Source organism: Planktosalinus sp. (assembly GCF_059864935.1).
The window spans coordinates 1-11,253 of sequence record NZ_JCBCCK010000064.1 but is presented as its reverse complement, the minus strand read 5'-3'; the positions used below and the strand labels follow the sequence as shown (position 1 = coordinate 11,253).

General features: G+C 36.6%; 11 protein-coding genes and 1 pseudogene. 6 read left to right on the top strand and 6 right to left on the bottom strand.

All coding sequences use genetic code 11. From position 1 onward, the window contains the following. Both AC6F75_RS02925 and AC6F75_RS02920 read left to right on the top strand, forming a co-directional pair. Positions 1–370: pseudogene (locus tag AC6F75_RS02925) on the top strand (alanine dehydrogenase); the annotation flags it as partial. 2 nt (positions 371–372) lie between these two features. Next, positions 373–750, top strand: coding sequence for a hypothetical protein (locus AC6F75_RS02920; protein WP_500713455.1), 378 nt, complete (start codon positions 373–375; stop codon positions 748–750). On the opposite strand, the gene AC6F75_RS02915 is transcribed toward AC6F75_RS02920, so the two are convergent. Further along, entirely contained in the window at positions 747–1,919 is a 1,173-nt protein-coding gene (locus tag AC6F75_RS02915; RefSeq protein WP_500713454.1) for a proline dehydrogenase family protein, read from the bottom strand. The genes AC6F75_RS02920 and AC6F75_RS02915 overlap by 4 nt on opposite strands. A gap of 100 nt (positions 1,920–2,019) precedes the next feature. Here AC6F75_RS02915 and aroB point away from each other — a divergent pair, with 100 nt between their 5' ends. Together aroB and AC6F75_RS02905 are read left to right on the top strand one after the other, a co-directional pair. Next, the gene (gene aroB / locus AC6F75_RS02910; RefSeq protein ID WP_500713453.1) at positions 2,020–3,090 is read left to right on the top strand and encodes a 3-dehydroquinate synthase; all 1,071 of its coding nucleotides are present in this window, start codon (positions 2,020–2,022) and stop codon (positions 3,088–3,090) included. 90 nt (positions 3,091–3,180) lie between these two features. Beyond that, entirely contained in the window at positions 3,181–3,501 is a 321-nt protein-coding gene (locus tag AC6F75_RS02905) for a hypothetical protein (protein WP_500713452.1), read from the top strand. Here the strand turns inward: AC6F75_RS02905 and AC6F75_RS02900 are convergent. From AC6F75_RS02900 to AC6F75_RS02890, 3 genes are all read right to left on the bottom strand, one after another. Beyond that, positions 3,493–4,020 (bottom strand): DinB family protein, encoded by a 528-nt coding sequence (locus AC6F75_RS02900; protein WP_500713451.1) that lies wholly within the window; start codon positions 4,018–4,020, stop codon positions 3,493–3,495. The genes AC6F75_RS02905 and AC6F75_RS02900 overlap by 9 nt on opposite strands. Beyond that, the gene (locus AC6F75_RS02895) at positions 4,004–4,486 is read right to left on the bottom strand and encodes a winged helix-turn-helix transcriptional regulator (protein WP_500713450.1); all 483 of its coding nucleotides are present in this window, start codon (positions 4,484–4,486) and stop codon (positions 4,004–4,006) included. The genes AC6F75_RS02900 and AC6F75_RS02895 overlap by 17 nt, the downstream gene beginning before the upstream one ends. Before the next feature lie 85 nt (positions 4,487–4,571). After that, complete coding sequence (locus AC6F75_RS02890; RefSeq protein ID WP_500713449.1) at positions 4,572–5,711, bottom strand: M14 family zinc carboxypeptidase; 1,140 nt, start codon at positions 5,709–5,711, stop codon at positions 4,572–4,574. 288 nt (positions 5,712–5,999) lie between these two features. Between AC6F75_RS02890 and AC6F75_RS02885 the strand changes: the two genes are divergently transcribed. Further along, complete coding sequence (locus AC6F75_RS02885) at positions 6,000–6,404, top strand: helix-turn-helix domain-containing protein (RefSeq protein WP_500713448.1); 405 nt, start codon at positions 6,000–6,002, stop codon at positions 6,402–6,404. Positions 6,405–6,446: 42 nt separating this feature from the next. Continuing rightward, positions 6,447–6,818 carry a DNA topoisomerase IV gene (locus tag AC6F75_RS02880; RefSeq protein ID WP_500713447.1) on the top strand — a complete coding sequence of 124 codons (372 nt, stop codon included), beginning with the start codon at positions 6,447–6,449 and terminating at the stop codon, positions 6,816–6,818. Here AC6F75_RS02880 and AC6F75_RS02875 read toward each other — a convergent pair. Then, entirely contained in the window at positions 6,815–9,475 is a 2,661-nt protein-coding gene (locus AC6F75_RS02875; RefSeq protein WP_500713446.1) for a DNA gyrase/topoisomerase IV subunit A, read from the bottom strand. The two genes, AC6F75_RS02880 and AC6F75_RS02875, sit on opposite strands and share 4 nt — an antisense overlap. 73 nt (positions 9,476–9,548) lie before the next feature. Then, a partial coding sequence (locus AC6F75_RS02870) for a toprim domain-containing protein (RefSeq protein ID WP_500713445.1) occupies positions 9,549–11,253 on the bottom strand: 1,705 nt, incomplete at its 5' end.

Here is an 11,253-nt window from a genome sequence, read left to right as displayed (position 1 = left end):
TTCCACTACAATGGTTGAGAATATGAAAAAAGGTGCTGTAATTATTGATGTTAGCATTGATACAGGAGGGTGTTTTGAAACTTCTGAAATGACTTCTCATGACAATCCAACAATTATTAAAAACGGTGTCATTCATTATGGTGTGCCCAATATTCCCGCAAGGTATCCTAAAACTGCCTCAATATCAATTAGTAACATCTTTACTTCCTATTTATTGGATATTGCAGAATCAGGTGGACTGGAAAATGCCATCCGTTTTGACAATGGTTTAAAAAATGGTGTGTACTTTTACCGCGGCATTTTAACAAACAAATCCATTTCAGACTGGTTTGATATGCCATATAGTGACATCAACCTGATTATTCTCTAAAAATGAAATTTATACATCGTCTCGCCTACTATTTGTTTGGGTTTTCTATTGGTTTGATCTTTTTGTTTTTCTTTTTGAACAAAAAAGGAGCAAGCTGTGATTACAGCCCCAATGCACGAGTGAAAAAAAATATCCGATTGAAGCCAAAAATTTATTCAGAAGATGTTTTAGCAAAAATTCAAGAGAAAAACCTGGACACTTCTTATGTTTCTTACCTTCTGGAACGAGGTCGTGTCCGCTTTGGCGAAAGCGAAACCGACCATCGTGAAGTTTGCAATTTATATGTCATTACCGGCAAAAAAGATGAGAAATCGCTGCGTCTGGAAGTTGAAAACTGTGAAGACCACGCAATAATTATTTCGCTGGCTGAAACCGATTAAAGTTTTCGTCTCTCCTTTTCTCTTTTCAATAGACTCAACTCCCTGCTGGTTTGTCCGGCTACTGAGGTGTTTTCTTCTGCACGCCTGATTAAGTAGGGCATTACATCTTTCACGGGACCGAATGGCAGGTATTTGGCAACATTATAACCTTCCATAGCCAGATTAAAACTGATGTGATCGCTCATTCCGTACAATTGTCCAAACCAAACCCGCTTATCATCACGTGCAATATTGTTTTTTTTCATAAACTCCATCGCCAATAATGTGCTTTGTTCATTATGGGTTCCGATAAATAAATGAATGGTATCGAGATTGCTTAAAATATACTCCTGAATGGCATTGAAGTTATCATCTGTTGCAGATTTAGTGGCACAAATTGGGGTTTTATATCCCTTCTCCTCTGCCCTTTTGTTTTCTTTTTCAAGGTATGCACCTCTTACGATTTTAAAGCCAAGCTTAAAACCTTCTTCTTTGGAAATATTGTGGACTTGTTTCAAATAATCCAATCTGTCCCATCGATAACATTGTAACGTATTGAAAACAACTACCTCTTCTTTGTTGTATTTTCGCATCATGTCCAGAATCAAATCATCAACGGCTTCCTGCATCCAGCTTTCTTCAGAATCTATTAGCAATGCAACACCGGTATCTGAACACATTTTACAAACTTTATCAAAACGCTCGGTGATTTTTTCCCATTCAATGCGTTCAACTGTGGTGAGCTCTTCTTTTTCTGTAATTTTTCTGTACACTTCAAGCCTTCCAAAACCGGTGGGTTTAAAGACAGAAAATGGCATTTCTTCTTTGTTTTCGGCAAATTCGGTTAAACGAAGTACTTTATCTGTTGCAATGTCAAACGACATTTCCAGGTTCTTTCCTTCAACAGAATAATCCAAAACTGAATATACCCCTTTGGCATACATTTTATCAACTACCGGCAAACAGTCTTCTTCATTGACCCCGCCGCAAAAATGATCAAAAACTGTGGAACGAATAAGGCCCTCAACCGGCAAATTGACGTTTAAAGCAAATTTTGTTGCCGCCGTACCGATTTTCACCAGAGGCTCGTTTCCTATCATTTTAAACAGGAAATAGGCGCGTTCAAGTTCGGAGTCAGATTTTAGGGAGAAGGCAACTTCAGTGTTTTCGAAGAGATTTTGTGAAGCCATAAAAGCACAGGTATTTGAATTGCAAATATACTGAGAATTTCATCGGTTTTTTAGTATTTATCCTTATTTTCACTTGGTAAAAATTTTTATTTAAGGCATCATGGTGTCCATTATTGCAGGTAGTTATTCCATTTATTTTAATAAAGCAGGATACAATTCTTTAAATCAGTTTATTGAAGAATTTCAACCTTCAAAAATTGCAGTAATTACTGATACAAATACTTCTAAATTTTGCAAAAATCTATTTATTTCCCGTCTTGTTTATGACTCAAAACCACTAGAGATATGTATCAATCAAGGCGAAGAAAACAAAAACCTTGAAACCTGCTTATACGTTTGGAGCCAGTTATCAAAAAATAATTTTGATAGAAAATCACTTATCATCAATCTGGGAGGCGGTGTTGTAACTGATTTGGGTGGTTTTGTGGCTGCAACTTTTTTGCGCGGAATTTCATTTATCAACATCCCTACTACGCTACTGGCTATGGTTGATGCTTCAATTGGTGGAAAAACCGGAGTTGACCTGGGTGTTTTAAAAAACCAGATTGGGGTGATGGCAAATCCAAAAATGGTCATTATTGATGAGAACTACTTAAAAACACTTCCGTTAAATCATTTTAATTCCGGAATTGCTGAAGCTTTAAAACATGGACTTATTCATTCTGAGAACTACTGGAATAAACTAATATCAGCTAAAATGACTTTAGAAATTTCAGGTATTTCAGAAATTATTTATGAGTCTATCCAAATAAAAAATAATATTGTCACTCAGGATTATTATGAAACCGGGTTGCGAAAAAGCTTGAATTTTGGACACACTTTGGGCCATGCTATTGAGAGTTATTCACTTTCAGGAAAGAAAATAAAACCTCTTTTACACGGTGAGGCCATTGCAATAGGGATGGTTTTGGAGGCTTTCCTTTCTCATACTTATCTGGGTTTTCCGAAAAAATCAGTTGACGAAATAAAATTGATTTTCAAAAAATATTTTGACACTATTTATTTTAATAATGAATCAATTAACGCTATTATTTCTTATCTTATTTTTGATAAAAAGAATAAAAACCAACAAATAAATTTTGTGCTTCTGGAGACTATTGGAAGCCCTGTTTTAGACACACAAGTTTCAAACAATCATATTAAAGAAGCATTTGGCTACTATTTAGAATAAAAATAATCTACTTCATAAATCCTATTAGCTATTTTGTTGAACAAAAAAATTATGTAGTTTTATAATCAAAATAACCATTCCCCAAAAGTTATGAAACGGATCATCGTTGATTTCAAAAAATTGACCCCTGAAATTTTATCTCTTCTGGTTGAAAAATATCCTTTTGGATATGATGATGGCGACATTATTTCTTTTAAAAACCTGAAGGGTGAAATCATCGAGGCAGTGGAGGTAAGAAATGACGAAGATATTTACCTGGTTAAAGTCAGTTCGAAACTGGTAAATTCTATGGCCAACTTTGCTGAGGACGATTATGACCCCGAAGATTTCACCGAATCCATCCTTGAGGTACCTGAAAAAACGCTGGATGAAATTGAGCGTGAAGAAGAAGACGATGAAAAGTTAGTCTAACTGATACCTTTCCTTGCAAACATTCAGGTGGTGCAACTCATGTCCTGAAATCATAAATCCTACTGCCCTGACTGACATTGGGTTGCCGTTTGCCACTCCTGCCCTTTTCAAAACATCATCGTTAAACGATTTAAATAATTGGATTGTTGATTTTCTCAAAGTTTTATATTCTTCAAGCAGATCTGCCATTTTTCTTGAATTGGCTTCAGATTGAGGCACATAATCATCTTGTTCAAAACCCGGTAGCTCAGTTTGGTCGTTTCTTGCAAACCGAAGGGCTCTGTAGCTCATGATTCTCTCAGTATCGATGCAATGAACAAAAACTTCTTTTAAAGTCCATTTTCCGGGCGCATAACCGTATAATCCCTTGTTCTCGTCAAGACTGTTGAAATAACTAAAAAATGCTTCAAAACTGTGTTTCAAAGCATTTTCTATGGTTAACCCTTCAGGGGCCAATTGAATATATCCTTGGTAAAATGGAGCATACTCTACGGTTGATATGTTAGCCTTGGTTGTCAAAGATGTCGTGCATTAAGCGCTTTTTGTCATTGATGCTTTCTTCTAATGAAATCATTGTTTCGGTTCTTAAAACACCTTCAATGTCGTCAATCTGATAAATGATATCTTTAGCGTGAGAGGTACCTTTAGCCCTAATTTTGCAGAAAATATTGAATTTTCCGGTTGTTATATGAGCTACGGTTACATTGGGGATGGTTTTAAGACGTTCAAGAACAAATTTAGTTTGAGAAGTTTTGTTGAGATAAATTCCAACATAGGCGATAAATGAATATCCCAGTTTTTTGTAATCTACAATTAATGTTGATCCGGTTATTATGCCGGCTTCTTCCATTTTCTTTACCCTTACATGAATTGTACCTGCAGAAACATTGTGTTTTTTAGCTATGTCTGTAAAAGGAACTCTCGAATTATCAATCAGCATATCAAGTATTTGGTGATCGACATTGTCTAGTTTAAATTTTGCCATTGGTCTTTTTTTTATTTTTTATTGATTATTCTGCAAATATAAGTTCATTACTGAGAAATATTCTTAAACAAAGACTAAAAAATAACTAAATCATTGAAATATTGTTACCATCGATTGCAAGTTTAGTGATTTCTGAATCAATGGAAATACTTTTTTTATCGTTAATTATTAATTCTTTGCTTGCTGCATCAATAATTTTATGACCATAAAACAAGCTTAAATCTCCTGTTTTAGCTACTTTGGGGGTAAATTCAATGTCTTTTTGAACGAGTCTTTCCTCAAATTGAATGGCTACATCAGTCTTTTTTCCTGAGTGAGTTGCATTTCTGATAATTATGTCAAAAAACAATTTTTCGTTTTCCGGAATTTTAAAATATTCCGATACATCGGGAAGCGTATTCTCTTTATCTAATATCGTTTCAATCAAACTCAATAATGCCATGAACAGATACTCCCTTGTAATCTCACGTTGGTAATCACTTCCGAAATGCCCACCTTCAAACAACACGGCAGGAACGTTTAACGACTGAAAGGTGTCGCCGAGACAATTGGGGTTAAACTCGTCACTATATCTTCCCACATTTCCGGGAATGTGCATTTGTAATTGATTGTTCATTGAAGCTATAAGCTGCATGGCAAAAGCCCTCGATTCTGATATTGATTTTGAATGATCGGCCGATGGGGCTAAAAACGAAACCACTGCTGATTTTGAGGTATTTCCGACAGAAAATATTGATCTTTGATCGTGCATATTCAGGCATAAATCCGGTTTAAAATTTTCAAAAACATTAAAAATCGTTTGCATTTCACTTTGTGATTTGTTTTTGGCATCCCGGTTTAAATCTACACCATTTGCATTTTCTCGAGTGTATCTCAAAGCACCGTCAGGATTGAGCATGGGTAGTATTTTAAATGTAAAATTTTGCTTTAGCAGTGCTTGATTATTTCCGTCTGCTATCAAATAGTTTAAAAAATCAAAGATGGCCTTTGTAGTGGTTGATTCGTTACCATGCATTTGCGACCACATCAAAACTTTAAAATCTCCCGAACCAAAAGTGACAGAATACAAAGGCCGATTTTCTTCAGAATAGCCTTCAATCTCAATTTGAAATTGTGAATCTAAATTCTTAATGATTGGTTCTATACTATCAAGGGTAATATACCTGCCCGAAAGTTTATGTTCTTTAAACTGATCGAATTGAATATCTGAAAATATATTTTTCATGTTCACAAAAGTAAACAACCTAAAGTTTACAAAAGTAAACAATAAATTGCAAACATTTAATTACAATTGTAACTATTTTCTTGATCGGCACTCACTTATAATTGTAAATTGTAAACAAAAATAAATTAAATAACAAGTTTTAATGTATATATTTTTATATCAGTTATTTAATTGTGTTTAGATAAAGTATATATTTACAATTTTTAAAATATTTATACGGAAATTTTGTATGATATTCGTATAAATTATTACATTTGTAACTCATCTTTTCAACTTAACTATATTACAATGGTAAACAGCGAGGATTTTATTAAAAGGTTACAAATTGTGATGGATTATTATGGGTTGACTTCTTCTGCCCTGGCAGATGCTATTGATTTTAATCGGTCAAGTATTTCACATTTGCTTTCAGGAAGGAATAAACCCAGTCTTGAGTTTGTCATGAAAATTCTGGAAAAATTTCCGGAAGTAAAACTTTATTGGTTATTGAATGGAAAAGGCGAATTTCCGGAAACGGATGCCCCTGATGAAAAAACTGGTCAAAAATCTTTATTTGACAAGGAGCCTGAAACTACTGTTTTGAAGAAGGTAGTACCTCCTGTCGAATCATTCAGAAAAGAAAATAAAGACGAAAAAATTGATCGTGTAATTATTTTTTATAAAGACGGGACTTTTAAGGAATATAAAAATTAGCAGACTTCCCATTTTTTACTGAAATTTGCAAAAAACTTTGCAATGCGTTATTTCTTACTCTTTTCGTTATTTCTCTTCTTTATTTCCTGCTACAACCCGGAACGCAAATGTGAAAATTTCAGAACAGGAACATTTGAATTTGAGGCTTTTATAGACAACGAAATTTTAAAAACCACTTTTGTGCGGAATGACAGTATCGAAATCGACTATTTCCGAGGAAGAGCAGACACTTCCTCTGTTCGTTGGATCAATAATTGTGAATATATTTTGCAGAAAATCAATCCGCGTAGTATGGATGAAGAACGGGCCGTGCATATTAAAATCCTTACAACCGAAGGAAACAAATACACTTTTGAATACGGCATAGTAGGCCAAACTCAAAAGAAACGCGGTACAGCCGTAAGGGTGGATTAATCCAGTTTTAAAGTGATTTGTCCGTTTTCATCAAGTTCTTCGTCGTCTGAATCTTTTTTTACAGTAGGTTCTTCTGTATTTTGAGATACCGCTATTTCGTCAATCACCTCCATTTCTTCAGCGGGAATTTCTTCAGGTTCATCAAATGGTAAAGGTTCCAGTAAATTGATTTGTTTTACTTTTTCTTTGGTCAGTTGATTTCCTTGTGCGTTAATGCCTTTGACAGAGATAAATTCTTCAAGATTTACAATAAGGTTGTCTTTTTGATCTTTGCCTTTTTGTTTATTGAAAATGACTTCAACCACAGGTCTGTAATCGGTTGCCACAATTTCAAGATAGGACTTGGGATGTTCAGAAATAAATAATTCTTCCTTATCTTCATTTTCAACCAGGAAACGTTTGACATAAAAAATTTCTTTTTCGCCTTCCCAGTAAATCACTGAAATGGGTTTTTTGGGTTTCCATTTTTCCAGTACTACCAAATCGTCATCAAAACGTAGTAAAACATCCGGAATCACTGTTTTTAACTTCCCGGATTGATTGATAATAAGCAATCGGTCGTCTTTTTTAAATTCGCCAAGATATTCTCCTCTTTCGTCCAGATTAAGTCTTTGAACGGTATCGTCAAACCAGATTTTTCTGGGTTTAAGCGTTGACAGTCCTTTTTCCTTCAACTCAACTCGCTTGATGGAGTGTTTTGTGACGATATTTCCTTTTGAATTTCTTCCTTTTATTAAAATATCGGCAAAGTCAAGTTCAAACTTTAGTTTTTTAATGCTGCCTGATTGACGTAAAAGTATGTTGACAATTTCGGCTTCGCCGTTGGGATTAGCAGTAAAATAAGCCACTTGAGAGCCTTTATTGCCTTGTGTTAAATCATACTCATTGTCTCTTATGGTTCCCGTTACAAAAAAACGTTTTACGTAAGAAGCTCCTTTTGCCCCATCCCTGTATATCATATTGTAAGTAGTGCGTTTGTCCTTTTTCTTGTAAACAGCAACATGAATGATGTTTTTACCCACAAAGGTTTTGGTATCCACTTTGGTGACCATCATTTTTCCGTCTTCGGTAAAAACAATTATTTCGTCAATGTCGCTGCAATCAGTTACATACTCATCTTTTTTAAGACCGGTTCCCACAAAACCTTCCGCCCTGTTCACATAAAGTTTTGTGTTTCTAATCACCACTTTTGTGGCTTCGATATCATCAAAAATGCGCAACTCGGTTTTACGCTCCCTGCCTTCGCCATAATCCTTTCTCAATCTTTTGAAATAATCAATGGCAAAAGTAATCAGGTTGTCCAGATGGTGTTTTATTTGTGCAATTTGCTCTTCAAGCGAATCAATTTTTTGCTGGGCTTTATCAATGTCAAATTTGGAGATACGCTTGATGCGAATTTCAGTAAGCCTCACGATGTCATCAGTTGTGATAGCCCTTTTCAGGTGCTTGATGTGCGGTTGTAATCCTTTATCGATGGCCTGAATTACTCCTTCCCAGGTTTCTTCTTCTTCAATATCGCGGTAAATTCTCTTTTCGATAAAAATGCGCTCCAGCGAAGCAAAATGCCATTGCTCTTCCAATTCGTCTAGTTGAATTTGAAGTTCAGCTTTCAACAGTTCAACAGTCCTATCAGTCGAGCGTCTCAACATTTCTGAAACACCAACAAATAAGGGCTTGTTGTCTTCAATTACACAGCCTAAAGGTGAAATGGAAGTTTCGCAGGCCGTAAACGCATAAAGTGCATCGATGGTTTTATCAGGTGAAATTCCCGAAGGCAAATGAATTTGAATTTCTACTTCGGCTGAAGTATTGTCATCTATTTTTTTGATTTTGATTTTTCCTTTTTCATTGGCTTTAATGATGGAGTCAATCAAGGAAGTGGTATTGGTGCCAAAAGGAATTTCGGTAATCACCAAAGTATTTTTGTCCAATTGCTGGATTCTCGCTCTGGTCCTCACTTTTCCTCCTCGTAAACCATCGTTGTAATTAGTGACATCTGCGATACCGCCTGTTGGGAAATCAGGGAAAATAGTGAACTTCTTTCCTTGCAGGTGTTTTATAGAAGCATCAATGAGTTCAATAAAATTATGTGGCAAGACTTTCGTCGAAAGACCTACAGCAATCCCTTCAGCTCCTTGAGCAAGTAACAACGGGAATTTAACCGGGAAGTTTATGGGTTCTTTTCTTCTTCCGTCGTAAGAAAGTTGCCAGGGAGTTATTTTTGCGTAAAAAACAACATCCAAAGCAAATTTTGAAAGTCGGGCTTCAATATATCGGGATGCTGCTGCTCCGTCGCCGGTCAGGATGTTTCCCCAGTTTCCCTGAGTGTCGATAAGCAGGTCTTTCTGGCCCATTTGCACCATGGCGTCAGCAATGCTCGCATCACCATGAGGATGGTATTGCATGGTATGCCCCACAATGTTGGCCACTTTGTTGTAACGGCCGTCGTCCAGGTCTTTCATAGAGTGCATGATGCGGCGCTGAACAGGTTTAAATCCATCTTCAATAGCAGGAACGGCACGTTCAAGGATTACGTAAGATGCATAATCCAGAAACCAGTCCTTAAACATCCCGTTGACTTTGATGATGGTGTCGCCGGTAGTATTCTCTTCTATGGGAGTAAACTCTTCTTCGTTGCTATTTAACTCGTCGCTCATAATTTTTTATTCTTACACTACTTTTATTTCACGAGACACCCGCTTACGCGAGTGTTTGTTACGAGACACCCGCCTACGCGGGCGTTTGTTCTTCTACTCTATCCAATTCAACTTTGAGGTTGTCAATTATAAATTCTTGTCTTTCGGGTGTGTTTTTTCCCATATAAAATGACAACAATTCTTCAATAGACATGTTTCTGTCCAGCATGACGGGATCAAGACGAATGTCGGGACCAATAAAATGCTTGAACTCATCGGGTGAAATCTCACCAAGTCCTTTAAATCGGGTGATTTCAGGTTTTGGTTTTAATTTTTCGATGGCATCAACACGTTCCTGTTCGGAATAGCAGTAAATGGTCTCTTTTTTATTTCTTACGCGAAATAGCGGCGTTTGCAAAATATATAAATGTCCTTCTTTAATCACTTCCGGGAAAAACTGTAAAAAGAAAGTGATGAGCAGCAACCTGATGTGCATTCCGTCCACATCGGCATCTGTTGCAATCACGATGTTGTTGTAACGCAGGTCTTCAATGCTTTCCTCAATGTTTAATGCCGCTTGAAGCAGGTTAAACTCTTCGTTTTCATATACAATCTTTTTAGACAAACCGTAACTGTTTAAAGGTTTTCCTTTTAAGCTAAAAACGGCTTGGGTATTGACATCGCGGCTTTTAGTGATAGATCCACTTGCGGAATCCCCTTCTGTAATAAATAGGGTTGTTTCCAGTTGCCTCTCAGATTTTGTGTCGTGCAGGTGAACACGGCAATCGCGTAGTTTTTTATTGTGCAGACTTGCTTTTTTGGCGCGTTCTTTGGCTAATTTTCTAATCCCGGAAAGTTCTTTTCTTTCGCGTTCCGCCTGAAGGATTTTGCGTTGCAATTTATCTGCCGTTTCCGGGTTTTTGTGCAGGTAATTGTCTAAATGTTTTTTTACAAAGTCAATAATGAATGTGCGAACGGTGGGCAGGTTGCCTCCCATATCTGTCGACCCCAGTTTTGTTTTGGTCTGGCTTTCAAAAACCGGTTCCATCACCTTGATGCTGATTGCCGAAACAATGGATTTTCTGATATCGCTCGCTTCAAAATTTTTTCCGTAAAACTCCCTGATAGTTTTGACAAATGCTTCCCTGAAGGCATTTAAATGTGTTCCTCCTTGTGTGGTGTTTTGACCATTCACAAAAGAATGATATTCCTCACTATACTGGGTTTTACTGTGTGTGAGTGCGATTTCAATATCCTCGGCTTCTAAATGAATGATGGGATACAAAATATCATCGTGGTGGATATTTTCTTCCAGTAAATCTTTAAGTCCGTTTTCAGAAAAGTATTTTTCCCCATTGAAGTCGATGGTCAATCCGCGATTGAGATAGACATAGTTTTTGAGCATTTTGGAAACATACTCATTGCGGTACCTAAAGTTTTTAAAAATTGATTCATCCGGAATGAAAATCACTTTTGTTCCACGACGGGAAGCAGATTCTTCAGGGTTTGGGTCAGCGAGGAGATTTCCTTGCTCAAACTCGGCATATTTTATTTGATTATCCCTCACCGATTCTACTCTGAAAAAAGAAGAGAGCGCATTAACCGCTTTGGTACCCACACCATTTAAACCGACTGATTTTTTAAAGGCACGTGTATCATACTTACCACCGGTATTCATTTTGGAAACTACGTCAACCACTTTCCCCAGGGGGATTCCTCGACCGTAATCCCTTACTCTCACCTCTTTGTCTTTGATGCGGATTTCGATGGTTTTGCCAGCACCCATAACATATTCGTCT

Coding starts and splice junctions, on each gene's coding strand:
- AC6F75_RS02920 (WP_500713455.1), top strand. CDS start 373: ATGAAATTTATACATCGTCTCGCCTACTATTTGTTTGGGTTTTCTATT.
- AC6F75_RS02915 (WP_500713454.1), bottom strand. CDS start 1,919: ATGGCTTCACAAAATCTCTTCGAAAACACTGAAGTTGCCTTCTCCCTA.
- aroB (WP_500713453.1), top strand. CDS start 2,020: ATGGTGTCCATTATTGCAGGTAGTTATTCCATTTATTTTAATAAAGCA.
- AC6F75_RS02905 (WP_500713452.1), top strand. CDS start 3,181: ATGAAACGGATCATCGTTGATTTCAAAAAATTGACCCCTGAAATTTTA.
- AC6F75_RS02895 (WP_500713450.1), bottom strand. CDS start 4,486: ATGGCAAAATTTAAACTAGACAATGTCGATCACCAAATACTTGATATG.
- AC6F75_RS02890 (WP_500713449.1), bottom strand. CDS start 5,711: ATGAAAAATATATTTTCAGATATTCAATTCGATCAGTTTAAAGAACAT.
- AC6F75_RS02885 (WP_500713448.1), top strand. CDS start 6,000: ATGGTAAACAGCGAGGATTTTATTAAAAGGTTACAAATTGTGATGGAT.
- AC6F75_RS02880 (WP_500713447.1), top strand. CDS start 6,447: ATGCGTTATTTCTTACTCTTTTCGTTATTTCTCTTCTTTATTTCCTGC.
- AC6F75_RS02875 (WP_500713446.1), bottom strand. CDS start 9,475: ATGAGCGACGAGTTAAATAGCAACGAAGAAGAGTTTACTCCCATAGAA.